Source organism: Aurantimonas manganoxydans SI85-9A1 (assembly GCF_000153465.1).
In the GTDB taxonomy this organism is placed as follows: domain Bacteria; phylum Pseudomonadota; class Alphaproteobacteria; order Rhizobiales; family Rhizobiaceae; genus Aurantimonas; species Aurantimonas manganoxydans.
In genome coordinates this window covers 1,825,452-1,850,807 of sequence record NZ_CH672387.1, presented here as the reverse complement: position 1 = coordinate 1,850,807, position 25,356 = coordinate 1,825,452, and the positions used below count along the sequence as shown (strand labels likewise).

The window sequence follows — 25,356 nt, the reverse complement described above, 5'->3', positions numbered from 1 at the left end:
GGCCCGGCTTGATCAGCTCAGCGGATCGGCATGCCGTACTGCAGGCCGCCCTTGGTCCACAGGGCGTTCTGGCCACGAGCGATTTCCAGCGGCGTATCGACACCGATGTTGCGCTCGAAGATCTCGCCGTAATTGCCGACGGCCTTGATGATGTTCACGGCCCAGTCCTGCGACAGGCCGATGGACTCGCCGAAGTTCTTGTCTTCGCCGAGCAGACGCCGGATCTCGGGATTCTCCGAGGTCTTCATGTCTTCGACGTTCTCCTGGGTGACGCCCAGCTCTTCGGCGTTCAGCAGCGCGTTGTGCGTCCACTTGACGACGTTGAACCATTCGGTGTCGCCTTGGCGCACGGCAGGTCCGAGCGGCTCCTTGGAGATGATCTCCGGCAGGATGGTGTGCTCGTCGGCATTGCCCATCTCGAGGCGCGAGGCCGCCAGACCCGAGGCATCGGTGGTCAGCACGTCGCAGCGACCGCTGTCATAGGCCGAGTTCACGTCCGACTGGGATTCGATGACGACCGGGTTGTATTCCATGTTGTTGGTGCGGAAATAATCCGCCAGGTTCAGCTCGGTGGTCGTGCCGCTCTGCACGCAGACCGTCGCGCCGGACAGTTCGAGCGCGGAGTTCACGCCGAGGTCCTTCTTCACCATGAAGCCCTGGCCGTCATAGTAGTTCACGCCGGCGAAGGTCAGGCCCAGCGTGGTGTCGCGGTCCATCGTCCAGGTGGTGTTGCGGGCCAGAACGTCGACTTCGTTGTTCTGCAGCGCCGGGAAGCGCTGAACGGCCGACAGCGGCGAGTATTCGACCTTGGACGGGTCGCCGAACACGGCGGCGGCGATTGCCTTGCAGTAGTCGATGTCGAGACCCTGCCAGGCACCCTGATCGTTCTGCGAGGCGAAGCCCGGCAGACCGGTGTTGACACCGCAGCGCAGGACGCCGCGATCCTTGACCGTTTGCAGCGTCTGGGCGGACGCACCGCTGACGGCCACTCCGGCGACGGTCAGACCCAGCACGGCAGTCAAAAGTCTCAATTTCATCAGGAAACCTTTCCAGGCATGGATTTCAGTTCATGCTTTTCTTTATCGTTGAGAGACGCACACATACAGCCGCAGCCGCATCGCAAACGCATCTTCACGAGGCGGCTTGATCTCATGTCATAAATTTGTGCAGGTCAAGCATGTGACGCTTTTCTCCCGCCGATTTTGACGATTACGGCAATCCACGTCTCGCAAACAATCAGGAAGCCCAACAATTGAGCACTCGATCCACGCAGCCCGGTGACACGCGTCTGGGGATGAATACGCAACTCGCGCACGGCCCGTTCGACCCGTCCACGCAGCATGGTTTCGTCAATCCGGCCGTCGTGCACGGCTCCACCGTGCTGTTTCCGACCGCCAGGGAGTTGAAGAACCGGGCCAAGGCACCGTTCAGCTACGCCCTGTCCGGAACCCCCACGACCAAGGTCCTCGAAGATGCACTGAGCGAACTCGAGGGCGCCGCAGGCACGATCCTCGTGCCGTCGGGGCTCGCCGCCGTCACCGTGCCGCTGCTGGCGTTCCTGTCCGCCGGCGATCACTGCCTGGTGGTCGATTCGGTCTATTTCCCCACCCGCCGCTTCTGCGACGGCACGCTGCGGCGCATGGGCGTCGACGTCGAATATTACGATCCGCATATCGGCGCGGACATCGCCGGGCTGATGCGGCCGGAGACGAAGGTCGTCTTCCTCGAGGCGCCCGGCTCCAACACCTTCGAGATCATGGACGTGGCTGCGGTCTGCGACGCGGCCCATGCCGGCGGCGCCGTGACGATGCTGGACAACACCTGGGCGACGCCGCTGTTCTTCCGGCCGCTCGAGCATGGCGTCGATCTGTCGATCCATGCGCTGACCAAATATCCGGGCGGCCATTCCGACCTGATGATGGGCAGCGTGTCGGCGAACGCGGCGACCCTTGCCCAGTTGCGCGACACGCAGATGCAGCTCGGCGTCAACGGCGCGCCCGACGATACCTATCTCGTCCTGCGCGGCCTGAAGACCATGGGCGTGCGGCTGGAGCGGCACCAGGCGTCCGCCCTGGCGCTGGCGCAATGGCTGGAGGGTCGCGACGACGTCCTCGACGTGCTGCACCCGGCCCTGCCATCCTTCCCCGACCATGCCCTGTGGCAGCGTCAGTTCAGCGGCGCGAGCGGCCTGTTCGGCTTTGTTCTCGACGGGGATGCGGATGCGGCCGAGCGCTTTCTCGACGCGCTGCGCGTCTTCGGCCTGGGCTATTCCTGGGGCGGACACGAAAGTCTCGCCGTGCCGGCGTCGCTGGGCGACCGGACCATCGCGAAGGGACCGGCCGCGGGCAGCCTGATCCGGTTGCAGATCGGGCTCGAGGATGTGGTCGATCTGCAGGCGGACATGGAAGCGGGCTTCGCCGCCGTTCACGGCCGCTGATCGTCAGGGCCCCGCGTCGCGATGCCGATGCGGGGCCGCCTGGCTGAAACCCGGGCCTGCGGGCTGGCCGCGGCGCGGCTCAGCCGATGGCGCGGACGTAGGACGGCAGTCCCCGCGGGACGTTCGTGCATCCATGGAAGACGCGAACGTCCACGCGCGGATCGTCCTGCGCGTATTCGTAGTCGATCCCCAGCATGTTCATCACACTGGCCGGATGGCGAAAGTCGCCCGCCATGGCCGCCTTGCAATGATCCACCAGGATCGTCGAGCGTGCCTGTAACATCGTCTGCCTCCAAGCGTGTCTGCCTGTCGATGATGCCCACACCCGCCTCACTAGCCGATGAAGATTGTTGGTGGCTGGAGTGTGAAAGGTGCGAAAACAATCCTACGCCCGGATCCGCTTTGCGGCTGTGCCCTTCCCGCCGCAACCCGCGCGAAAACCGTCCCGAGGCGCGGGCAAACGCCGCTGCACGGGCCATGGGCGTCCTGCATTTCCTTGACCGGACAGCAACCATCCGGCACTCGATGATGCCACGACGACGCGTCCGAAACCGGGCATTGCCCGGCGAACGGAAAGAGCCGGCCCTGCGGGGTGCGCGCTCTGCATCGCCCTTCCTGCGGGTCACGGCCTGCCGACATTGATGGTGCCGACATGGCCGAAACCGAACGCTCCCATGCGCCGAATGTGCGATGGCAGACCTTCGATCTCGACAAGCAGCGCCGTGCGACCGCCATGGGGCAAAAGCCGGCGGTGATCTGGTTCACGGGGCTCTCAGGCGCCGGCAAGTCGACGATCGCCAATCTGGTGGAGAAGAGCCTCTTTGCGCGCGGCCGGCACACCTATCTTCTCGACGGCGACAATCTGCGCCACGGCCTCAACCGCGACCTGGGCTTCTCCGAAGCCGATCGTGTCGAGAACATTCGCCGCGTGGCGGAGGCGGCACGCCTGTTCGTCGATGCCGGCCTGATCGTGCTCGCCTCCTTCATCTCGCCCTATCGGTCGGACCGCAGGATGGCGCGCAGCCTGTTCGAGGATGGCGAATTCATCGAGGTCTTCGTCGACACCCCGCTGGAGATCGCCGAGCAGCGGGACCCGAAAGGCCTCTACAAGCGCGCCCGCGCCGGGCTGATCAAGGACTTCACCGGCATCGACAGCCCCTATGAGGCACCCGAGCAGGCGGAAATCCGGCTGGAGGCGGGAACACAGGAACCGGACGTTCTGGCCAACCAGATCATGCGCTATCTCTGTCGCGGCCAGTATTTCGAGCCGATGTCGTGATGATGTTTCCCTAGTTCCAGCCGAAGCGCAGCCGTAGAACTTCGGGGATCATATCTGCCAGCCGTTTGGCTTGTGCCTCGGTCACATCCGCCTTCCAACTGGTGCTGTCGCCTTTGCGAAAGTGGGTCGCTTCCGATTTTTCGACCAGCTTCGACGAAGCGTCGATTTCGTAGAAATCTAGAATTGACTGGAGATACGCGGTCTCCTGTCCTTTCAGGTCGTCGTGTGTCTTCAGAAGCACTTCGAATTCCGGGTCTCGATCGATGACATCGAGCCAACCCACCATCCAATCGATACATGGACGGTAGAATGACTCGATGAAGTGATCCATCTGCTCCGGTTTCGAAAGCGCAAGGAACGACTCGGGCAACTCCACGGCGACGCGGCTAAGACGTTCTCTTTCCGAGGGGAACTGGCCATAAGCCGTTCGGAAATGAAACCAACTTGCGAGAGCGGCTCTGGGATCTCGGAAATGCAACACCGCTTTCCTAATCCCGGCATCTTTCAAAGCGGCGAGGTTGATTGCGTCAGGTGCCATATGGGATGCCGAAACCATTCCACCTTTGACGAAATCAACCGCCATCGATTCCCAGACAATGTTCTTTGGGAAGGTTGGAGTGACCATCACAGATGTGAAATCATACTCAAGCGACTGGCGTAGCGTGTGTGCAATATACACCGTCCCGCTCTTAGGGAGCGTCACGATGAAGATGCTTGGCTTCCCAACCAGCGTAGGGGCGACCTCCTCACGAGTTACCGGTCCCGCAACCATACGAAGGTAGTTGAACCGCGGCTCCACTTGCTCATAAGCGCCCTTGTACCCGTCGCGCTCCGATCGTAGCATTCCGACTTCGGAGGCGAGCTGTTCGTAGGCACCCTTGTAGCCATCCCGCTCGGACCGCAGCGTTCCGACCTCCGCGCTGAGTTCCTCATACGCGTTCTTGTAGCCGTCACGTTCGCGCCGCAGCGCAACGCGCTCGCGCGCCAGCGCGTCGACATCGCTCGCCCCGTCGTTGACGCCGCTCTGATCGCTTTCGGAACCGGGAAGAGACTCGTTGTTCATCAAAGTTGCTCGCGGTCGACTGATTGTTGCAACGGCTGGCGTCCTGTTCCGTTGCCCGGCGCTGCAGCACACTGCGCCGCCATTCGGAGCGCGGATCTGCGGCCCGTTGCAGAACGCCTAGTTTAGACCGAGCTCAGGGTATTGTGAAAAAACGACCATGAACGCGCGGCCCGCGTCGCTTTTGGGCGCATGCCCCGATCGAGAACCGGCTGGCGACCCCGGCAGGATTCGAACCTGCGACCATCGGCTTAGAAGGCCGGTGCTCTATCCTCTGAGCTACGGGGCCGTAGGCGGCCTGGCACCGGAACAGACGGTCGACCGTCAGTGCGTCCAGGGCTGGCGCCGGTCATAGCGGAAATTGTCCGCATAGGCGATCTTCGGGCGCCGCGTTTCCTTCGGCTCCTCGACCCGGTACGGGATGTCGTTGCGCTCGGCGTATTCGACGGCCTGCTCGCGGGTCTCGAAGGAGAGTCTGAGCTGGGAGAGCATGTCGCCGGACGAGGTATAGCCCATCAGGGGCTCGACGCGCTTGGGCTGCTCGGGTTCGTAGACCAGCATCCAATCGCGCGTCTTCGCCTTGCCCGACTGCATGGCGGTACGGGTCGGACGATAGATTCTCGCAACCATCTGGGCCTCGTCGGCGGCGGCGCGGCTTCGCCACGCCCGTGTCAAAAACCGGTGTCCGTCGACCATTGGTCGGAGCGGCAGGATTCGAACCTGCGACCCTCTGGTCCCAAACCAGATGCGCTACCAGGCTGCGCTACGCTCCGGACACTGGTGACGTGCCTGTCGATGCGGGGTTTGGCGGGCAATGGTCGGGAAGTCAAGGCTGCGGAATGATCGGGTGACGAAGTCGGTCGCCGGCGGCCACTCCGAAGCGGGCCGCGGCGCCGCCATTCAGCTCCAGAACGTATTTTACCGGTGCCCCGGACGGGATCGTATCCAGCGACAGCGGCCGGGCATTGGTCTTCACCCGCTTCACCACCCCGTCCGGATCGATGAACAGCATGTCGAGGGGAATCAGCGTGTTCTTCATCCACATCGCGACCGGACGGGTCTCGTCGAACTCGAACAGCATGCCCTGGTCCGCCGGCATCGATTCGCGGTTCATCAGGCCGGTGGCACGCGTCTCCGGTGTCTGCGCCAGTTCGACCTTGATGGCATGGCTGCCGGTCGCCGTCTCCAGCATCGCCGTCGACAGGCCGTTGCCCGCCACCGCGTAGTAGGCTGCCCCGACGACGGCCACCGCCGCAAAACCGGCCGCCAGGATCGCGCGTCTCATTGCCATCGGATCTGCCTCAACTCAGTGGGACGGCGGCTGAACGGGACCCGTCCCAGGATGGATCTCCGCCGCCATGCGTCCCTTGTCGCCCTGCCCGAAACGCACCAGCACGTCCTGGCCGGGCCGCAGCTCGGTCATGCCGAACCGGCGCAGGGTTTCCATGTGAATGAAAATGTCCTCGGTCCCCTCGCCGGTCGTCAGGAAACCGTAGCCCTTGGTCCGGTTGAACCATTTCACCACGGCCGAGACGAGGTCGCTGCTGGCGGTGACCACCGAATGGGTGCGCGGGGCCGGCAGCTGCGAGGGATGGACCGCGGTGGACTGGTCCATCGACAGCACCCGGAAAGCCTGCAGGCCGCGCTCGCCCTGCTGCACCTCGCAGACGACCCGCGCGCCCTCGAGCGCCGTCGCATGGCCGTCGCGCCGCAGGCAGGTGACATGAAGGAGAATATCCGCGCCCCCGTCGTCGGGCACGATGAAGCCGAAGCCCTTGGAGACGTCGAACCATTTGATATGGCCCGAGATGACGGACAGGCCGACATCCGCGGTGTCGGACAGACCGGCCCGGTCCTCGGCGTTTTCAGAGATTCTGTCCGGCATTCGGGGTTCCGCCTGTACTTCCACCATCCGAATCGCAATGGCCGAACTTAGCATCAATGAGCCCGATCGGGGCAAGGCCACCGACGGGCTTTTCCAAGGATATGCCGGTTGTCGCCCGGACATGGCGGCGTTCTATTGGCGCGACGACAGCAACGATGGCGCTGACTGCAGCCGCCAACTGACGTCGTCTGCGTTGCCGCTCCAGTAAATGGGCCGCGGCCAGGGACGACCGGCAGCGCCCTGCCCGATCCGGGGCCGGCCCCATGTCCCGTCGTTGCTTTTTCTGCGCCGCAAGGGTTGGCTCACCGGTCAAACACGCTACCATCGGCGCCATCACCACAAGAAAGGCAAGACCGAATGCGCTATCTGCACACGATGGTTCGCGTCAGCGACGTGGACGCGTCGCTCGACTTCTACTGCAACAAGCTGGGAATGGTGGAAACCCGCCGTGTCGAGAGCGAAAAGGGTCGCTTCACCCTGATCTTCCTCGCCGGGCAGGACGACATGCCGGGCGCCAAGGAAACCCGCGCGCCGCTTCTGGAGCTCACCCACAACTGGGACCCCGAGGAATATTCCGGCGGGCGCAATTTCGGCCACCTCGCCTATGAGGTCGACGACATCTACGCCACCTGCCAGGACCTGATGGACAAAGGCGTCACCATCAACCGTCCGCCCCGCGACGGTTACATGGCCTTCATCAAGTCGCCCGACAACATCTCGATCGAGTTGCTGCAGAAGGGCGAGGCCAAGGAGCCCGCGGAGCCGTGGGCCTCGATGCAGAACACCGGAAGCTGGTAAGCTTCCACCGGGACATGCGGCGACCATCGTGCCGCCGCATTCCCACCATAGACGGCAGAGCGTTATTGAGAGACAATGCTTTCGCCGTGCACGACCTGACGCTTGGTAAGACCATCGAGACTGTCAGTGGCGACACATGGTGGGGACCATGAGACGCGGCAGGATGGCCGGGTCGTTGCAGGACTGACGTGGCGGGTTCGCGAACACGCTGCCGAGAGGGGAAACGATTGAAAACTGACCGCCCGGGCCACCGCCGCCTTGCGATGACGCCGCATCTCCTGATGCTGGCGCTTCTGTCGACCGCGCCGATCCTGTCGGGATGCGTCTCCGCCATCGACGATACCTCGGCCTTCGGATTTGCGGGGACCGCTACGGCGCCCGGAACCGAGGACGCGGCTGCCGTCGATGTCGCGGCTGCATCCGAAGCGGACGCCGGGACGTCGGCGACCGGCGAAGCGCTGGGCACGGAGGCTGCGAGTGCAGCGGCCGACACCAGTGCGCCGGCGACCGAGACGGCCGAAGCACAGACGCCGCCGCGCGCCATTGCCGACATGCCGGCCACCACCCCGCTGATTCCGACCGGCAGCGAGAACAAGGCCATGGTCGCCTATGCGACCGAGGCATCCACGAGTGGCGCGGCAGGCCGCTCCTCCGACCGTTCGCTGTTTTCCTCGCTCTTCGCCCGCTCGGAGGCCCGCACGCCCATCGCCAATGTCGACAAGGGCAAGTCGCGCCGTGTCGTCCTGCAACGCGAGGGCGCGGCGGCCGGCACCGAGGCCCTTCCCGGCGTCGACCCCTCCTCGCTGTTCGAGATCGGCCAGCGCGCCTCGGCCGACGAAGACATGATCGAGGACGTCGAGAGCTCCTACCGGGTCGCCTCCCTGTCGACCGGCATGGCTCGCCTGGCGCCGAACGGCCTGATGGTTCAGCGCGAGAGCGTCGAGACCTCCTGCTTCCCGTCGGATCTCGTGCGGATCCTGCGTACCGTCGAGCGGCGCTACGGCACCAAGGTGATCGTCACCTCCGGCTATCGCAGCCCGACCCACAACAAGCGGGTCAACGGCGCGCGCCGCTCCCAGCACATGGGCTGCAAGGCTGCCGACATCATCATCCCCGGCGCCGACAACATGGCCGTTGCCGCCTATGTGCGGTCGCTGCCGGGCCGCGGCGGCGTCGGCACCTATTGTCACACCAAGGCGATCCACGTCGATGTCGGGCACAAGCGCGACTGGAACTGGTCCTGCCGCGGTCGCAAATAGCCAACCCTCTGATTCCTTAGGTGGATCGGCGCCCCGGCCAAGGCTGGCGTGGCCAGCGTTCCGGCCGTCGCCGACCGGCAAAAGGCAAAATTCCGGACTGTCGCAAAAACTTCTCGCAACGGCGAAAAACCCCTTTTCCGGCTCTTGCGGTCGCCGGAGACTCACCGTATACACGCCGTCGCTGCGCCCATCGTCTATCGGTTAGGACGCCACCCTTTCACGGTGGAGAGAGGGGTTCGATTCCCCTTGGGCGTACCATTCCCCCTTTGAATCGCCTGCCGTATGGCAAGACATATCGAGCGCCCCGGCTTGTTTTCGCGATGCGAAGTCAGGCCGCTGACGGTTGGCCTGCGCATCGCAACGAACGTGCTCGCGATCCGGCTGCACCACGCCATGGCGTTTGCCCGGCAGGAAACGTGACGAGCTCGCCGTGACCAGCCGGCCATCGTCCTCCGCGCTACCCTATCGCGCAGCGCGACCGGCACCCCGCCTTCCGACTCACGCACAGCGCCGTCCTGACCTGCCCTTTGCGCGCGCCAACTGGTCCGCTGCCGCGGCGCTGGCGAACGGATTGACGTAGAGCCTGTCATGGCTCTCCACGCCGACATCGAGGACACAATCCTCCTTCGGGCGCGCCACGCAGAGCAGCACGTAGCCGGCCTCCGACTGGCGGCGGTTCAGCGCCGTGCCATTCGGCTGGCGGACCGAGCCGGAAACCAGCCGGGCGGCGCAGGTGATGCAGCCGCCATAGCGGCAGCCGATCGGCAGGACATGGCCGGCCGCCTCGACGGCGTGGATGATCGGCTCATCCTCGCCCACGGAAAGGACCAACCCGCCGCGATTGCGCAATGTGACGCTGTGCCTGCGCATGCCGGCGTCTCTCCAAAGGCTGCATCCGGCCTCGCCGGATGCGGCTGACCGTCGCCCGTCAGACCCAGATATCCGACGAGCAGTCGCCGCCGGGATAGCGGGTTTCATGGGCCCGCGCCGGTCCATGCGGTTCGTCGTTGAAATCGATGATGAAATCATCGCGGATCGTCATGCCGCGCTCCTCGGTGTCGCAGTCCACGATCAGCATGATCCCGCCCTTCTCCTTCATCGACGGATAGAACTGGTTGTCCCAGGTCGAGAAGAGCGACGTCGTCACGTAGAGCCGCTTGCCGTCCAGCGACAGCTGGATCATCTGCGGCGCGCCGTCGACCGTGTGGCCGTTCACCTCCGGTGCCTTGCCCAGCATCCCGCCGATCCAGACCTGGCCGGTCAGTTTCGGGTTCGCCGGGTCGGACACGTCGTACTGCCTGAGGTCGCCATGCAGCCAGTTCGAGAAATAGAGGAAGCGGTCGTCCATCGACACCAGGATGTCGGTGATCAGGCTGGGCATGGGAACCGGGAAGCCTTCGACATCCACGGTGGGCACGTCGATGATTTTCTCGATCTCGATCGTGCCGTTGTCCTTGTGGTAGTGGAAGATGTTCGAGGCCAGCGCCGCCCCGACGAAGCCATGCGTGCTGTCGGGGTTGTGGTGGAACCGGGCCTCCAGCGGGATCATGCCCTCCGCGCCCAGATCGATGCTCTGCTCGACCCTTCGATTCGCGAAATCCCAGAAATGAACATGCTGGCCGTATTTGCCGCGCGCCACATCCTCCAGATCGAACCCCGGCATGAAGGTGTTGGGCGACGCCCATTCGGTCGAGATCATCATGTTATGGCGCGGCTGGTACCAGAAGTCGTAATTGTACCGCATCGCGCCGAGATCCTCCTCCCAGCGCCCGATGATGTTGAAATCCTTGTCCAGATGCAGGAAGCCGCCGGGGCCGTTGCCCTCGGCGTCGCCCAGCATCGACACGATGATGTCGGCGCCGAGGCAATGTACCGTGTGCGGCGCCGAGAGGTTCGTCTTCGCCTTGATCTCGTTTCCGTCAATCGTCTTGAACAGCGTCGGCCGGCGCGGATCGGTGGCGGTGTCGACGATGTAGAAGTTCGTCGTGCGCACGCCCGGAATGATCAGGTACTTGCGCTCCATGCTGCCGTCGGTGTTGCAGGAGGAGCAGGCATTCCAGCCCATGTGGTGGAGTTCGTCCCCGACATTCGGCATTTCGGTCCGGTGGATCACCTCGCCATAGGTCGCACTGTCCGGATCGACATCGATGGTGGCCAGGTAGTCGGGCTTCTCGATCCCGGTCCCGGTGTAGATGCAGATCGTGTAGACGACGGTCTCGCGCGGCGCCTTCATCGCCTCCTGCGGCGATGCATAGCCCGGACCTGCGCAGCAGCTCCCATTGGTCTTGGACATGAATTCCTCCCTTGGCTCTGGCGTGGTGATGCGCGTCCCTATGCTTGCGTCCGCTTCGAGAACGGGAGATTCCGATCCCGCGAATGGATGATGTTGCCGCGCCGAACTGCGGCCCTGTCCCTTGGGAAAAGCGTGTTCGATACGCCGCCGAGGGATCTGCGATGCCGTAAGGCGTGGAACCGATGCGCGGCGGTCAGGCGATGCGCGTCTGTGCCCGGCTCGAGGAGCCGCCGGCGATCTGCGAAAAGCTGCAACGGCTGGAAGATCGCGGCGCGTGGCGGAGAATTCGCTCCCTGAACCCGGACAGGCGCCGAGCCGCGGTCCGTCATGGCGGCGGCGTCCAGCGTGGTCACGAGGCGGTCCAGATACACCGGCATGGCTCACGATCCGAGTTCCTGCCGCCCATCCTGACCACTCTTGAGCGGTTCGCACAACGACAGAATCGGCGGCCCGGTCCCGGAACCGGCTGCGAACTCAGGCGCCGGGCTGTGGCGGGAACGGCGATCCCCTGCCCTGCGCGATCCCGAGCACCTCGCCCCGCGGTGTCCGAACGGCAAAGGCCCCGCTGACCCGAGGGTCGCGAGGCAAATGCGCGGAGGTCTGTAGGACTGGGTCTAGAGGCGGTACAGGATCTGGTCGTTCCAGAAGCGGTCCAGCCGCTGCAGCGAACGGTTCATCTTCTGGAATTCCTGCTCGTCGAGGCCACCGACCTTGTCGATCGAGCCGATATGACGGTCATAGAGCTCGGCGACGATCGCGGCGACTTCGCGGCCCGTATCGGTCAGCGACACCTTCACCGCGCGGCGGTCGACCCGCGACTTCTGGTGGTTGATGAAGCCGAGATCGACGAGCTTCTTCAGATTGTAGGAGACGTTGGAGCCGAGATAGAAGCCGCGGGTGCGCAGCTCGCCGGCGGTCAGCACCGAGTCGCCGATGTTGAAGAGCAGCAGCGCCTGGACCGCGTTGATGTCGGTGCGGCTGTTGCGGTCGAACTCGTCCTTGATGACGTCCAGCAGGCGGCGGTGCAGCCGCTCGACCAGCTGCAGGGTCTCCAGGTAAAGCGACTTCAGTTCATCCTTCGGACCGACCTGCGGGGCGGCGTCTGCCTTCATCTGAGCGTTCATAGTAGTCTCCGCTGTTGAGCTGATGGATGTTCTCTATCGACCCCATCTTGAGACCCAACATAGGCAGCGCATCTAAAATTCGACTTAAACCGCAGGCTTAATGCGCCCTTACACTTGCGCATCCAAAGTCTTGATTAACAAGACCTATCCCCGATCTGAACAATTCCTTTCGGCGTCCCGGCAGGCCGCCAGAGCCCGGTACGGCCGCCGCCTCAATAGCCGCGCAGGCGCCGCCGCTCGTACAGCCCGACGGCGCGGATCACCGCCAGCATGCCCAGACCCCACAGATGGAAGCCGAGCCACAGGAGGTTGGCGCCGAACAACTCGGGAAAGCCGAGATGCATGACTGCTTCGATCAGGGCGATCAGCACCCAGACGACAGCGCCCCAGCCGACCGTCAGCCACAGGCCGATTCCGGCCACCGGGTAGAGCACCGCCAGCGCCGGCGCGGCGATCTTCCACCACAGCGGCATCAGGTCGAAGCGGTTGAGCGGCCCCTCGTCGATGCCGACGAGACGGATCCAGTAGCCGACGCCGGCGACGAACATCACGATGGCCGCCAGGCGATAGAGCCAGACCGCCAGCGCACGATTGAACGCTTCGGCCTTGGCGCGCTGGGCAAATCCCTTGATCACGAGGCTCCACCTTCCGGACCGTTCGGCGCCCTTGCCGCCTTGCATGCGGTCGCGCGGGAAGACACGGCGTGCGGATGACCGCATGCGGGCCGGGCGAGCGCCCGACGCGCCGGAACCTACGGTGGACGCGAAGAGCGCGTCAATCTTGAAGTCGCGGCGCCGAGGGCATACGCAGAAGCCGACCGCGCGGCGATCGGCCCCGCGCATGATGGACGCCGTTCTCGCTTCTCCATGAAAGGCGCGGGACGGATGCGCCCGACAGACAGATAGGATGCTGCCGCATGACACGGACCGGCGATTCTGGAGTTTCGATCACCACGCGGATCGATGCGGCGACGGCAGGCCTGCGGATGCGGCGGCTGCGCCAGTCCGACTGGTCGCGCCGGCTGGTGCGCGAGACCAGTCTGACCGCCGACGATCTGATCTGGCCGATCTTCGTGCGCGAAGGCGGCGGCGCGCCGGAACCGGTGCCCTCCATGCCGGAGGTCTTCCGCCTCTCGGTCGAGGGCTGCGTCGAAGCCGCCAGGCGCGCGCGGGATCTGGGTATCCCGGTCGTCGCGCTGTTTCCCTATACCGATGCCGACAAGCGCGACGAGCGCGGCAGCGAGGCCTTCAACGAGGGCAATCTCGTCTGCCGGGCAAGCCGGGCGATCAAGGCCGCCGTGCCCGAGGTCGGCATCCTCTGCGACGTCGCGCTCGATCCCTATACCTCCCACGGCCACGACGGCATCATGGAGGGCGACCGGATCCTCAACGACGAGACCGTCGAGGCGCTCTGCCGCCAGGCCGTCGTGCAGGCCGAGGCCGGCTGCGACATCATCGGGCCGTCCGACATGATGGACGGGCGCGTCGCCTGCATTCGGCAGGCGCTCGACGAGGTCGGCCATCGCGACACGCTGATCATGTCCTATGCGGCGAAATACGCATCGGCCTTCTACGGCCCGTTCCGCGACGCGGTCGGCTCGGGCGGCATGCTGAAGGGCGACAAGCGCACCTATCAGATGGACTACGGCAACAGCGACGAGGCTGTGCGCGAGGCCGCGCAGGACATCGCCGAGGGCGCCGACATGATCATGGTCAAGCCCGGCATGCCCTATCTCGACATCGTCTCGCGCCTGTCGCGCGAATTCGGCGTCCCGACCTTCGCCTACCAGACCTCCGGGGAGTACGCGATGATCATGGCGGCGGCCGGCAATGGCTGGCTCGACGGCGAGCGGGCGATGATCGAGAGCCTGACCGCGTTCAAGCGGGCCGGCGCCTCCGGCATCCTCAGCTACTTCTCGCCGACCATCGCCGCGCGCATGCCCCGCCGCTGACGGGCCGCTCGCGCCTCGCATGGCAGCCGTCACTGCGGCACCGGCGTTGCACGCGGCCGTGATCGTCACCATCTGGAGGACGACAGGAAACTGCGACGAAGGACAGCCCGTGTACGACGACACCATGACCCGGACGGCCGAAGCACGCGCGACGGATCTCGACGCGCCGCGGCTCTATGATGGCGTGCGCACCCGGCGGATGATGTCCTTCGTGGTCGATTATGCGCTGGTGCTGCTTCTGTCGGTGCCGGCGGCGATCCTCGTCTTCATCCTCGGCATCGTCTCCTTCGGCCTCGCCTGGGGCCTCTACGCGATCCTCCTGCCGGTGATCGCCATCGTCTACATCGCCTTCACCATGGGCGGCGCCAAGCAGGCCACGCCGGGCATGCGGGTGGCCGGCCTGCGTGTCGCGCGCCTCGACGGCGCAGGGGTCGACCCGACGCTGGCGGTCCTGCATGGCGTCCTGTTCTGGGCCTCCGTCTCGGTGCTGACGCCCTTTGTCCTGCTGGTTGCCCTGTTCACGCGCCGCAAGCAGTTGCTGCACGACCTGTTGCTCGGAACCGCGGTCGTCCGCGACCGCTGAACCCGACGGTTTCCCTGGCGGACGCCACCGCCGTCCGCCCTCTTCCCGTCGCTGATCGCGCTGAACTCCGCTTCCGCCGATCCTGTTCGATCGACCCCACGGGTTGCCATTCGCCCCCCCGACACGGATAAGGTCAGGCGGACAACGGAACGCGGCGGTTTATGGATTCGCTACACGTCTGGGTCACTTACCTTTTCATCCTGGTGAGTGTGATCGGGTATTCGCTGGAGCGCTGGCCGATCGAGGCCGTCGCCGCGGCATCTCTGAGTGCATTTCTGCTGCTCTTCGCGCTGTTCCCCTATCGGGACGCGGCCGGCTTCGCGGTCACCAGCGGCGACCTGCTCGCCGGCTTCGCCAATCCGGCGCTGATTACCGTCCTGGCGCTGTTGATCGTCGGCCAGGGCCTCTTCGCCACCGATGCCATGGCGCAGCCGACGCAATTGCTGTCGCGGATCGGCGGCACGGCCGGTGCCGGCGCGATCGCCGTGGTTCTGTTGACAGCCGCGGTCCTGTCGGCCTTCCTCAACAACACGCCGGTGGTGGTGATCTTCATCCCCATCCTCACCATGCTGGCGACCCAGCGCGGCATCTCACCCTCGCGGGTGTTCATGCCCCTGTCATTCCTGTCGATCCTCGGCGGCGTCACGACGCTGATCGGCTCGTCCACCAACCTCCTCGTGGCGGGCGTCGCAGCCCGCTCGGGCATCACCCTCGACTTCTTCGACTTCACCATTCCGGGCCTCGCCATCGCGGTGGTCGGCGGCATCTACGTGATCAAGGTGATGCCGCGCATCCTCACCCCGCGCGAAGGCCCGCAGGGCCGCGTCGTCGATGCCGGCGGCAAGCAGTTCCTCGGCGAGATCGACATCACCGAGGAGCATGCCTTCGTCGGCAGCACGGCGCGGGCCGGCCTGTTCACCGATCTCGGCGATCTGATGCCGCGGATGATCCTGCGCGACGACGAGACCTTCCTGCCGCCCTTCGACGGCGTCTCGCTGCAGCCCGGCGACCGGCTGATCGTCACGGCGACGCGCCGGGCCTTCTCCAAGGCGCTGGCAGCCGGCAATCTGACCATCAAGACCCTCGATCCGTCCGGCGACTCGGCCGAACAGCGCAAGATCGGGCCGGACATGGTGATGGCCGAGGCGGTGGTGGCACCGGGCTCGCGCTATGCCGGCCGCACGATGCAGTTCTCGGGCCTGCGCACCCAGTTCGGGATCACCCTCTTCGGCCTGCAGCGCAAGAGCCGCATGGCCCGCTCGGCCCTCTCGGAAATTCGGCTCGAGCCCGGCGACACGCTGCTGCTGTGCGGCCGCGAGGCGGCGATCTCGTCGCTCAAGGGCAACCACGATCTGCTGCTCCTGGAATACAGCGCCCAGGCGATCCCGCAGAGCACCAAGGCCAAGCTCGCCGTCGCGATCTTCCTCGGCATCATCGCCGGCTCCGCGACCGGCCTGTTGCCCATCGACGTCCTCGCCGTGACCGGCGCAGTGCTGATGGTCGCGACGGGGTGCCTCACGGTGGGCGAAGCCGCCCGCTCGGTCGACCGCTCGATCTTCATGCTGGTGGGCGCGGCGATCGCCGCGGCGACGGCGCTGGAGCGCACCGGCGGCGCCGCCATGATCGCCGAAGGCACGGTCGCCGCGCTGGACGGCCAGTCGCCGGCGATCATTCTCTCGGCCCTGTTCATCGTCATCGCGATCATGACGAACTTCCTGTCGAACAACGCCACCGCCGTGCTGTTCACGCCCATCGCACTCGACATCGCCAACCGGCTGGGCGCACCGCCGCAGGCCTTTCTCGCCTGCGTCATCTTCGCCGCCAACGCATCCTTCGCCACACCGATCGGCTACCAGACGAACCTCATGGTCATGGGACCCGGCCGCTATCGTTTCGTCGACTTCGCCAAGGCCGGTGTTCCCCTGGTAATTCTGGTGTGGTTAACATTTTCGATCGTGGGCCCATGGTATTATTCGTTGTGAGACGGGAGGCTCGGTCTTGACGGTTCATCATCCGCAGACGCCGCAATTCTTCCTCACGTCGCCCTCGCCCTGCCCCTATCTGCCGGGGCAGTCCGAGCGGAAGGTGTTCACCCATCTGACCGGCGAGCGCGCGCCCTCGCTGCTCGATCTCCTGAGTCAGGGTGGTTTCCGCCGCAGCCAGAACATCGCCTACCGGCCCGCCTGCGAGCGCTGCCGCGCCTGTGTGTCGGTGCGCATCCTGGTGGACGAGTTCCAGCCGACGCGCTCCATGCGCCGCGTGGCAACGCGCAATCGCGACCTGATCGGCCGGATGGACCAGGCCGAACCGTCGAGCGAGCAATATTCGCTGTTCCGGCGCTATCTCGACCATCGCCACGCCGAGGGCGGCATGGCCGAGATGAGCGTTCTCGACTACGCCATGATGGTCGAGGACAGCCAGGTGGATACGCGGTTGGTGCAGTACCGCCGACGCGGTGCGGATTCGGCGTTCAGCCCGCATTCCGACGGAGAACTTGTCGCGGTCGCGCTCAGCGACGTCATGGCCGACGGCGTGTCGATGGTCTATTCGTTCTTCGAACCCGACGAGAGCGAGCGCAGTCTCGGCACCTTCATGATCCTCGACCATATCGAGCGCGCGCGGAAGCTGGGCCTGCCCTATCTCTATCTTGGCTATTGGGTGAACGGCTCGCGCAAGATGGACTACAAGATCCGCTTCCGCCCGCAGGAGCACCTGATGCCCAAGGGATGGGAACGCTACGAGGGCTGACGCCGGTCATCGCCCTGCCGGTTGCCATGCTGCGCGCGGCACGATAGCCGGTCAGGGTAACTTACCGTTCGCAGGTTCCCATGTCCGTCGTATCGTCCCAGACCGAAGCCGCCGCTTCGGCCCAGTCCTATGGTCAGGGCCTTGCCATCGTCGGCATCGGCGGACTGGTCCTGTCCTTCGACATTCCGCTGATCCGCATGTCGGAGAGCGCCTTCTGGACCGTGCTAGCGGTCCGCGGCCTGCTGACCGGCCTCGCCGTTCTCCTGATCTGGCAGGTCGACCGGATTCGCAATCCGCGCGGCCAGAAGCTGATCGCCGGCTGGACCGGCCTTTTGATCGTCGCCATCTTCTCGATGGCGGCCACCACTTTCGTCTTCGCCGTCTTCAACACCAGCGCGGCGAATGTCGTCTTCATCCTCGCCTTCAATCCGATGTTCGCGGCGATCCTGTCCCGGTGGCTGATCGGCGAGAGTCCGCCCTTGGCCACGGTGCTGGCGATCCCGGCGACGCTCTTCGGCGTCCTCCTGATCATCGGCGCGGGCTTCGAGACCGGCAACTGGACGGGTGACCTCTCGGCGCTGGCGACCGCCTTTCTGATCGCCCTCGCGTTGACCCTGTCGCGGCGCTCGCGCACCGACATGCGCTACACTGCGGCGCTGGGCGGTCTTCTGCCGGCATTGATCGCCCTGCCCTTCGTCGCCGGCGAAGGGCTCCATTCCGAGGCGATCATCTGGCTGATCCTGAATGGCGGCGTGCTGATCCCCGTCGCGATGATCTGCCTGGCGATCGGACCGATGTTCGTGCCCGCCCCGGTCGTCTCCATGGCCTTCCTGATCGAAACCGTGCTGGCGCCGGTCTGGGTCTGGCTGATCTTCGGCGAGCGTCCGGTCGATCTGGCAATGGCGGGCGGCGGGGTGGTGATCGCGACGCTGGTCGTCCATTCGGTCGCCGAGTTGCGACGCGTGCGCGGTCAGCGGCGGCGGCTTGCGGAGCAGAGCGGCGGCGTCTGACGCGCCGCGAGCCCCACGCTTCGTGCGTCACCTCGCCCGCATGTCGGGCATGGCCGATGCCTAGCCGTCGAAGCGGTTTGTCTTGGGAAAGCCCTTCGGCACCAGACGGCCAGCCTGGGCGCGGTCGCCGCGCCATTCCAGCAGTTCGGTCTCCGAACGGGTGAAGCTGCGGCCGGCGGAATCGGTCCAGGTCAGCCCGTCCGCCATGGCGAAGACGCGGGCATCCGACAGGCCGCCATCCTTATAGCGCTGCAGCCGTACGCCCTTGCCGCGGGTCATCTGCGGCACCTGCACCAGCGGGAAGACCAGCAGCTTGCGGTTCTCGCCGACGATCGCGACATGGTCGCCCGCGCCGACCGGCGCGGCCAGCGCGAGCTTGGTCTTGCCGGCAACATTCATCAGCTGCTTGCCCTTGCGGGTGTTGGCCAGCATGTCGGCCTCGCTGGCGACGAAGCCATTGCCGTCGGAGGAGACCAGCAGGCGGCGGCGCTCGGGATCGGCAACGAAGGCCAGCGCGATGTCCTGATCGTCCTCGAGCTCGAAGGCGAGGCGGATCGGCTCGCCCTGCCCGCGTCCACCCGGCAGCTTGTCGGCGCCATGGGTAAAAGCGCGGCCGCCGGTCGACAGAAACAGAAGCTTGTCGGTGGTCATAGCGTGGAAGGCGAGCTGCAGCCCGTCGCCCTCGCGGAAAGCCAGCGACGAGAAGTCGGCCAGATGGCCCTTCATGCCGCGCAGGAAGCCCTTCTTCGACAGGACGACGGTGATCGGCTCCTTCTCGATCAGCGCCACCGTGATGTCGTCGAGCGCCCGGTTCGGCGCGTCGGCGAACATGGTGCGGCGACGGCCGATCTTGGTCTTCTTCGAATAGGTCTCGCGAACCTCGCGCACTTCGGCGGCGATGCCCGCCCACTGGCGTTCGTCCGAAGCCAGCAGCGCTTCCTTCTCGGCCTTCTCCCCGGTCAGCGTGTCGAACTCGCGCTTGAGCTCGAATTCCTCCAGCTTGCGCAGGGAGCGCAGCCGCATGTTGAGGATCGCTTCGGCCTGGGTGTCGGTCAGCTCGAAGGTCCGCATCAGTTCGGTCTTCGGCTCGTCCTCCTCGCGGATGATCCGGATCACCTCGTCGAGGTTCAGGAAGGCGATCAGATAGCCGGAGAGGATCTCCAGCCGCCGCTCGATCTGGGCCAGCCGGAAGCGCGAGCGGCGCACCAGCACATCGCGCTGATGCGCCAGCCACTCGGCCAGAACGTCCTTGAGCGACATGACCCGCGGCACCTTGCCGCCGGACAGGACGTTCATGTTGAGCGGAATGCGCGATTCCAGATCGGTCAGCCGGAACAGCGATTCCATCAGGAGTTCGGGATCGACCGTGCGGCTCTTCGGCTCGATGACGATGCGTACGTCCTCGGCCGATTCATCGCGGATGTCGCCGAGGAGCGGCAGCTTGCGCGCCAGAAGCAGCTCGGCGATCTTCTCGATCAGCCGCGATTTCTGGACCTGATACGGAATCTCGGTGACGACGACCACGTAGCCGCCGCGGCCCTGGTCCTCGGTCTCCCATCGCGCCCGCACCCGGAACGAGCCGCGTCCGGTGTCGTAGGCCTCGCGGATCTGCGCCTGGTTGTCGACGATGACGCCGCCGGTCGGCAGATCCGGCCCCTGCACGAAGCGCAGCAGCGCGTCCGTTGTGGCGTCCGGGTTCTCGATCAGCTTGAGCGCCGCGTCGCAGAGCTCGGCCGCGTTGTGCGGCGGGATCGACGTGGCCATGCCGACGGCAATGCCGGACGAGCCGTTGGCGAGAAGGTTCGGGAACGCGCCCGGCAGGACGATCGGTTCCTCTTCCTCCTCGTTGTAGGTCTTCTTGAAATCGACCGCGTCCTCGTCGATGCCGCGCAGAAGCAGCGTCGCGACATCGGTCATCCGCGCTTCGGTGTAGCGCATCGCCGCCGGGCTATCGCCGTCGACATTGCCGAAATTGCCCTGCCCGTCGATCAGCGGGTAGCGGATGGCGAAATCCTGCGAAAGCCGGACCAGGGCGTCGTAGATCGACGCGTCCCCATGCGGATGGAACTTGCCCATCACGTCGCCGACGATGCGGGCGCATTTCTTGTAGCCCTGGCCAGGGTCGAGCCGCAGGATGCGCATGGCATGGACGATGCGCCGATGCACCGGCTTCAGGCCGTCGCGCACGTCCGGCAGCGCCCGGCCCATGATGGTCGACAGCGCATAGGCAAGGTAGCGCTCTTCCAGCGCTGCCTTCAGATCGATCGGTTCGATGTCGCCGCCACCAGCCGGCGGTTCGGTAGCCTTGCCCATGCCGTTTCCTCTAGGCCATGCACCGAATGGGAACAACACCGGAACGGGCTTATCCCGAACTTTGTCGGCGCCGGCCCGACGGGCAAATGCCGCATGCCGCCGCGCCCCCCTTTAACGGCGAACCGACTTGGCCATATGTGTCGCGCAGGGCACGACGACCGGGCACCGGACCGATCGGCTCACCGGCTTCCAGCGAAAGGTTTTCCCATGCGCGCCACGACAGGCATTTCCGCAGCCGCGACAGCCGTGCTGCTTCTCTCCTCGACCTCGGCCTTCGCGGTCGATGCGCAGGCCTTCGGCGAGCGCCTGAAGACGCTCGTGCAGAACGGCGATCATTCGATGTCCTATTCGAGCGCCGAAGCCGACGGCGAGAACGTCATCCTGAAGGACGTCTCCTTCGGCGAGGACTCCGATGTCGGTGACCTGACCTTCGAGAACGTCGCCGGATCGACGCCCGAGGGCTGGACGGTCGAGCGCCTCGCCTTCCCCGAGCTCGACCAGACGGAAGACGGCAAGCGCGCCCAGATCAGCGACGTCAGCATCGAGGGCCTGATGCTCGCCGGCACCGATACGGCTGCCGCCCCCGCCGCCATGAAGCTCTCCAACTTCTTCTTCGACAAGGCGACGATCGGCAGCATCAACCTCGCGAGGGACGGCAAGACCGTATTCGAATTGTCCGACGCCTCGATGGAGAACGAGATCGGCGACAGCGGCAGCCTGGCCACCGAGATCAATGTCGGTGCCTTCACCGCCGACCTGACGACGGGCGACTCGCCCGAGGCGACCCAGGCCATCCGCGACGTCGGCTACGAGACCATCAGCGGCTCGCTGAACGGGTCGGCGAACTGGGAGCCCGAGAGCGGTCTTCTGGAGCTCGATCCCTTCCTGCTGTCGGTCGAGGACGCGGGCGAGTTGTCCTTCACCTACGCGATCTCGGGCTACACGACCGCCTTCGCGGATTCGCTGTCGCAGCTGCAGGAGCAGATGGCGAGCAATCCCGACAACCAGCAGGCCACCGGCATGGCGGTGATGGGGCTGATCTCGCAGCTCTCGCTGAACTCGGCCGACATCACCTTCACCGACGAATCCCTCACCGGCAAGCTGCTCGACTATTACGCCAAGGAGAACGGCCAGAGCCGCGAGGAACTGGTGCAGAACCTGACGGCGATGCTGCCGGCGGTGCTCGGCTATCTGCAGAACCCGGAGTTCCAGGAAGAGGTCACCGGCGCCGTGACGACGTTCCTCAACGACCCGCAGGCCCTGTCGATCACCATCGCGCCGGAGAACCCGATCGCCGCCACCCAGATCATGGGCGCCGCGATGGGCGCCCCGCAGACCCTGCCGAAGGTTCTCTCGCTCACCGTCGATGCCAACACGGACGCGAAGTAGCCCGCGATCCCGGCGGTTCGAACGACAAAGGCCCCGTGCTGGACGCACGGGGCCTTTTTCATGCCAGTCTGAAGATGTGCCGAACGGAGTGCCCGTCCGGCGGCGTCCTCAGGCCTTGGTCTGCGGCGCGATGCGCAGGCCGAGGTCGCGCAGCTGCGCCGGCGAGGCCTCGTTCGGCGCACCCATCAGGAGGTCGTGCGCCTGCTGGTTCATCGGGAACATGGCGATCTCGCGCAGGTTCTTCGCCCCGCAGAGCAGCATCACGATGCGGTCGACGCCGGCGGCCATGCCGCCATGTGGCGGCGCGCCGTACTGGAAGGCGCGGTAGAGCCCGCCGAAGCGCTCCTCGACCGTTTCCTTCGAATAGCCGGCGATCTCGAACGCCTTCACCATCGTCTCGGGAAGATGGTTGCGGATGCCGCCCGAGGCGATCTCGAAGCCGTTGCAGACGATGTCGTACTGGAACGCCTTCAGCTTCAGCGGCTCCTCGCCCTCAAGCGCCTCCATGCCGCCCTGCGGCATCGAGAACGGATTGTGGGCGAAGTCGATCTTCTTTTCCTCTTCCTGCCATTCGTAGAAGGGGAAATCGATGATCCAGGCCAGCTCGAACCGGTCGCGATCAACGAGGTTCAGTTCCTCGCCGACCCGCGTGCGGGCCGCACCGGCGAAGGCCGTGAAGGCCTCCGGACGGCCGGCGACGAAGAAGCAGGCATCGCCCGCTTCGAGGCCGAGCTGGGTGCGGACCGCCTCGGTGCGCTCCTCGCCGATGTTCTTGGCCAGCGGCCCGGCGCCGGAGACGGCACCCGCCTCCTCGCGCCAGAAGATGTAGCCGAGGCCCGGCTGGCCCTCGCCCTGCGCCCAGGAATTCATCCGGTCGCAGAAGGCGCGGCTGCCGCCGGTCTTGGCCGGGATCGCCCAGACTTCGACCGCCGGATCACCGGCGATCATGTTGGCGAAGACCTTGAAGCCCGAGCCGGCGAAATGCTCGGTCACCGCCTGCATCTCGATCGGGTTGCGCAGGTCGGGCTTGTCGGAGCCGTATTTGCGCATGGATTCGGCGTAGGGAATGCGGCGGAAGCTCTGGCTCACCGGCTTGCCGTCGGCAAACGCCTCGAACACGTCGCGGATGACCGGCTCCATGGTCGACAGGATGTCCTCCTGCTCGACGAAGCTCATCTCCACGTCGAGCTGGTAGAACTCGCCATAGAAGCGGTCGGCGCGCGGATCCTCGTCGCGGAAGCACGGCGCGATCTGGAAGTATCGGTCGAAGCCGGACATCATGATCAGCTGCTTGTACTGCTGCGGGGCCTGCGGCAGCGCGTAGAACATGCCGTTGTGCAGCCGCGACGGCACCAGGAAGTCGCGGGCGCCCTCGGGCGACGACGCGGTCAGGATCGGCGTCTGGAACTCGAAGAAGCCGGCATCGCCCATCAGCGTGCGCATCTTCGAGACGATCTGCGTGCGCCGCATCATGTTCTTGTGCAGCGTCTCGCGGCGCAGATCCAGGAAGCGGTACTTGAGGCGGATGTCCTCCGGATAGTCCGGCTCGCCGAAGACCGGCAGCGGCAGCTCCTTGGCGGCCGACAGCACCTCGATCTCCTTGGCGAAGACCTCGATCGCGCCGGTCGGCAGCTTCGGGTTGACCGTTTCGGCCGAGCGCGCCTTCACCTCGCCATCGACCCGGATCACCCACTCGCCGCGCACCGTCTCGGCAATGGCGAAGGCCGGGGAATCGGGATCCACGACCACCTGGGTCAGGCCGTAATGGTCGCGCAGATCGATGAACAGCAGGCCGCCGTGGTCACGAATGCGATGGGCCCAGCCCGACAGGCGAACCGTGTTGCCGACATCCTCCTTGCGAAGGGCGGCGCAGCTGTGACTGCGATAGCGATGCATGGCGTTCTTCCTAATGGCTGGTCCGCGCCGACGCTGCGTCGATGCGCGCGCAGGCGGGTCGTTCTCGATCGGCGGAATCGCCGCGGACAAGCGCATGCGTCATGCCCCATGTCAAGATTCCGTCCGCGCGCGACGCTTCCGGGTTTCGCCCGCGCCGCGGATCGGTCTAAAGGATGGCCATGCATACGATCACCACCACCGCCGAATTGTCCGAAGCCTGTTCGCGGCTCGCCGCCGCCGAATTCGTCACCGTGGACACCGAATTCATCCGCGAGACCACCTTCTGGCCCGAGCTCTGCCTCATCCAGATGGCGTCGGACGATCTGGCCGTGCTGGTCGATCCGCTGGCGGACGGCCTCGACCTGGCGCCGTTCTTCGATCTGATGCGCGACGAGCGCATCGTGAAGGTCTTCCACGCCGCCCGGCAGGACGTCGAGATCATTCACAAGCTCGGCGACATCATCCCGGTGCCGCTTTTCGACACCCAGGTCGCCGCCATGGTCTGCGGCTTCGGCGAGTCGATCGCCTACGACCAGCTCGTGGCGCGCACCACCGACGGCCGCATCGACAAGACCTCGCGCTTCACCGACTGGCGCCGGCGTCCGCTGAGCGACCAGCAGCTCGCCTACGCGCTGGCCGACGTGACCTATCTGCGCGACGTCTACCGCTTCCTCTCCGCGCAGCTCGCCGAAAAGGGTCGCACGCGCTGGGTGGACGAGGAGATGGCGGTCCTCACCGATCCGGCCACCTACGATCTGCATCCCGACGACGCCTGGCGGCGCCTGAAGCTGCGGGTGCGCAAGCCCATCGAGCTGCAGATCCTCAAGGAAGTCGCCGCCTGGCGCGAGCGCGAGGCGCGCGAGGCCGACAAGCCGCGCGGTCGCATCCTCAAGGACGACGCGATCTACGAGATCGCCCAGCAGGCGCCGACCGACGAACAGTCGCTTTCGCGGCTGCGGACCATCCCGCGGGGCTTCGAGCGCAGCAATGCCGGCCGCGAGATCGTCGCCGCCGTGCAGCGCGCACAGGCCGTGCCGCGCGCCGACCTGCCGTCGATCCCGCGCCCGCCGCAGCTTCCCGAAGGCACGGCGGCAGCCGTCGAGTTCCTCAAGGTGCTCCTGAAGATCGTCGTCGAGGAAAACGGCGTCGCCGCCAAGATGATCGCCTCGGGCGACGATCTGGAAAAGCTCGCCTGGAAGGGCGATGAGGCGCCGATCGCCGCGATGGACGGCTGGCGCCGCGAAATCTTCGGCGACCGTGCGCTGAACCTTCTGAAGGGCGAAACCGCCCTCGTCTATCGCAACCGCAAGGTGGAGATCGTCGCGCTCTGA

At 65.6% G+C, this 25,356-nt stretch carries 23 protein-coding genes and 3 tRNA genes; 12 read left to right on the top strand and 14 right to left on the bottom strand.

The features are described 5' to 3' along the window. Window positions 1-17: 17 nt before the first annotated feature. Entirely contained in the window at window positions 18-1,037 is a 1,020-nt protein-coding gene (locus SI859A1_RS08770) for an amino acid ABC transporter substrate-binding protein (RefSeq protein ID WP_040325598.1), read from the bottom strand. 257 nt (window positions 1,038-1,294) lie between these two features. On the opposite strand from SI859A1_RS08770, the gene metC reads away from it, so the two are divergent. Further along, a complete protein-coding gene (gene metC, locus SI859A1_RS08765) occupies window positions 1,295-2,437 on the top strand; it encodes a cystathionine beta-lyase (protein ID WP_009209436.1) in 1,143 nt (380 codons plus the stop codon). Between the two features lie 79 nt (window positions 2,438-2,516). Here the strand turns inward: metC and SI859A1_RS08760 are convergent, their stop codons facing one another. Beyond that, window positions 2,517-2,720: a hypothetical protein gene (locus tag SI859A1_RS08760; protein ID WP_024350553.1), complete on the bottom strand. Its 204-nt coding sequence runs from the start codon at window positions 2,718-2,720 to the stop codon at window positions 2,517-2,519. Between the two features lie 369 nt (window positions 2,721-3,089). On the opposite strand from SI859A1_RS08760, the gene cysC reads away from it, so the two are divergent. After that, window positions 3,090-3,716, top strand: a complete 627-nt coding sequence (gene cysC / locus SI859A1_RS08755) for an adenylyl-sulfate kinase (RefSeq protein ID WP_009209434.1) — start codon at window positions 3,090-3,092, stop codon at window positions 3,714-3,716. Window positions 3,717-3,726: 10 nt separating this feature from the next. Here the strand turns inward: cysC and SI859A1_RS08750 are convergent, their stop codons facing one another. From SI859A1_RS08750 to SI859A1_RS08725, 6 genes are all read right to left on the bottom strand, one after another. Continuing rightward, the gene (locus tag SI859A1_RS08750) at window positions 3,727-4,779 is read right to left on the bottom strand and encodes a sulfotransferase domain-containing protein (protein ID WP_040325597.1); all 1,053 of its coding nucleotides are present in this window, start codon (window positions 4,777-4,779) and stop codon (window positions 3,727-3,729) included. Window positions 4,780-4,989: 210 nt separating this feature from the next. Then, window positions 4,990-5,065 (bottom strand) — tRNA-Arg (locus tag SI859A1_RS08745). A 35-nt stretch (window positions 5,066-5,100) separates the two neighbouring features. Continuing rightward, window positions 5,101-5,406 carry an ETC complex I subunit gene (locus SI859A1_RS08740; RefSeq protein WP_024350550.1) on the bottom strand — a complete coding sequence of 102 codons (306 nt, stop codon included), beginning with the start codon at window positions 5,404-5,406 and terminating at the stop codon, window positions 5,101-5,103. A 66-nt stretch (window positions 5,407-5,472) separates the two neighbouring features. Further along, a tRNA-Pro gene (locus SI859A1_RS08735) sits at window positions 5,473-5,549 on the bottom strand. A 53-nt stretch (window positions 5,550-5,602) separates the two neighbouring features. After that, entirely contained in the window at window positions 5,603-6,067 is a 465-nt protein-coding gene (locus tag SI859A1_RS08730; protein WP_009209431.1) for a DUF192 domain-containing protein, read from the bottom strand. A gap of 15 nt (window positions 6,068-6,082) precedes the next feature. Next, complete coding sequence (locus tag SI859A1_RS08725; protein ID WP_009209430.1) at window positions 6,083-6,661, bottom strand: cold-shock protein; 579 nt, start codon at window positions 6,659-6,661, stop codon at window positions 6,083-6,085. A 357-nt stretch (window positions 6,662-7,018) separates the two neighbouring features. Between SI859A1_RS08725 and SI859A1_RS08720 the strand changes: the two genes are divergently transcribed. The 3 genes from SI859A1_RS08720 (at window position 7,019) to SI859A1_RS08710 (ending at window position 8,976) form a co-directional block, all read left to right on the top strand. Next, entirely contained in the window at window positions 7,019-7,459 is a 441-nt protein-coding gene (locus SI859A1_RS08720; protein WP_009209428.1) for a VOC family protein, read from the top strand. Window positions 7,460-7,686: 227 nt separating this feature from the next. Continuing rightward, window positions 7,687-8,718, top strand: a complete 1,032-nt coding sequence (locus tag SI859A1_RS08715; RefSeq protein ID WP_244400952.1) for a YcbK family protein — start codon at window positions 7,687-7,689, stop codon at window positions 8,716-8,718. A gap of 183 nt (window positions 8,719-8,901) precedes the next feature. Then, window positions 8,902-8,976 (top strand) — tRNA-Glu (locus tag SI859A1_RS08710). A gap of 240 nt (window positions 8,977-9,216) precedes the next feature. Here SI859A1_RS08710 and SI859A1_RS08705 read toward each other — a convergent pair. The 4 genes from SI859A1_RS08705 to SI859A1_RS08685 form a co-directional block, all read right to left on the bottom strand. Next, window positions 9,217-9,588 carry a 2Fe-2S iron-sulfur cluster-binding protein gene (locus tag SI859A1_RS08705; protein WP_009209426.1) on the bottom strand — a complete coding sequence of 124 codons (372 nt, stop codon included), beginning with the start codon at window positions 9,586-9,588 and terminating at the stop codon, window positions 9,217-9,219. A gap of 58 nt (window positions 9,589-9,646) precedes the next feature. Continuing rightward, on the bottom strand, window positions 9,647-11,011 hold the full coding sequence (locus tag SI859A1_RS08700; protein ID WP_009209425.1) for a selenium-binding family protein: 1,365 nt from the start codon (window positions 11,009-11,011) through the stop codon (window positions 9,647-9,649). Window positions 11,012-11,625: 614 nt separating this feature from the next. Continuing rightward, window positions 11,626-12,123: a transcriptional regulator LdtR gene (gene ldtR, locus SI859A1_RS08690; protein WP_370195042.1), complete on the bottom strand. Its 498-nt coding sequence runs from the start codon at window positions 12,121-12,123 to the stop codon at window positions 11,626-11,628. 224 nt (window positions 12,124-12,347) lie between these two features. Continuing rightward, a complete protein-coding gene (locus tag SI859A1_RS08685) occupies window positions 12,348-12,770 on the bottom strand; it encodes a DUF6163 family protein (protein ID WP_040325595.1) in 423 nt (140 codons plus the stop codon). Window positions 12,771-13,051: 281 nt separating this feature from the next. Between SI859A1_RS08685 and hemB the strand changes: the two genes are divergently transcribed. The 5 genes from hemB to SI859A1_RS08660 all read left to right on the top strand — a co-directional run bounded on the left by hemB (window position 13,052) and on the right by SI859A1_RS08660 (window position 18,427). Further along, window positions 13,052-14,086 (top strand): porphobilinogen synthase, encoded by a 1,035-nt coding sequence (gene hemB / locus SI859A1_RS08680; protein WP_009209422.1) that lies wholly within the window; start codon window positions 13,052-13,054, stop codon window positions 14,084-14,086. 124 nt (window positions 14,087-14,210) lie between these two features. After that, the gene (locus SI859A1_RS08675; RefSeq protein WP_040326409.1) at window positions 14,211-14,669 is read left to right on the top strand and encodes an RDD family protein; all 459 of its coding nucleotides are present in this window, start codon (window positions 14,211-14,213) and stop codon (window positions 14,667-14,669) included. Window positions 14,670-14,830: 161 nt separating this feature from the next. Next, window positions 14,831-16,651, top strand: a complete 1,821-nt coding sequence (locus tag SI859A1_RS08670; RefSeq protein ID WP_009209420.1) for an SLC13 family permease — start codon at window positions 14,831-14,833, stop codon at window positions 16,649-16,651. Between the two features lie 16 nt (window positions 16,652-16,667). Beyond that, window positions 16,668-17,417 carry an arginyltransferase gene (locus SI859A1_RS08665; protein WP_009209419.1) on the top strand — a complete coding sequence of 250 codons (750 nt, stop codon included), beginning with the start codon at window positions 16,668-16,670 and terminating at the stop codon, window positions 17,415-17,417. Window positions 17,418-17,497: 80 nt separating this feature from the next. Next, window positions 17,498-18,427, top strand: coding sequence for a DMT family transporter (locus SI859A1_RS08660; protein ID WP_009209418.1), 930 nt, complete (start codon window positions 17,498-17,500; stop codon window positions 18,425-18,427). A 60-nt stretch (window positions 18,428-18,487) separates the two neighbouring features. On the opposite strand, the gene parC is transcribed toward SI859A1_RS08660, so the two are convergent. Then, entirely contained in the window at window positions 18,488-20,740 is a 2,253-nt protein-coding gene (parC, locus tag SI859A1_RS08655; protein WP_009209417.1) for a DNA topoisomerase IV subunit A, read from the bottom strand. A gap of 207 nt (window positions 20,741-20,947) precedes the next feature. On the opposite strand from parC, the gene SI859A1_RS08650 reads away from it, so the two are divergent. Further along, window positions 20,948-22,129 carry an aq_1923 C-terminal domain gene (locus SI859A1_RS08650; protein WP_040325593.1) on the top strand — a complete coding sequence of 394 codons (1,182 nt, stop codon included), beginning with the start codon at window positions 20,948-20,950 and terminating at the stop codon, window positions 22,127-22,129. A gap of 108 nt (window positions 22,130-22,237) precedes the next feature. On the opposite strand, the gene aspS is transcribed toward SI859A1_RS08650, so the two are convergent. Next, a complete protein-coding gene (gene aspS, locus SI859A1_RS08645; RefSeq protein ID WP_009209416.1) occupies window positions 22,238-24,025 on the bottom strand; it encodes an aspartate--tRNA ligase in 1,788 nt (595 codons plus the stop codon). Window positions 24,026-24,204: 179 nt separating this feature from the next. On the opposite strand from aspS, the gene rnd reads away from it, so the two are divergent. After that, entirely contained in the window at window positions 24,205-25,356 is a 1,152-nt protein-coding gene (rnd, locus tag SI859A1_RS08640; protein ID WP_040326408.1) for a ribonuclease D, read from the top strand.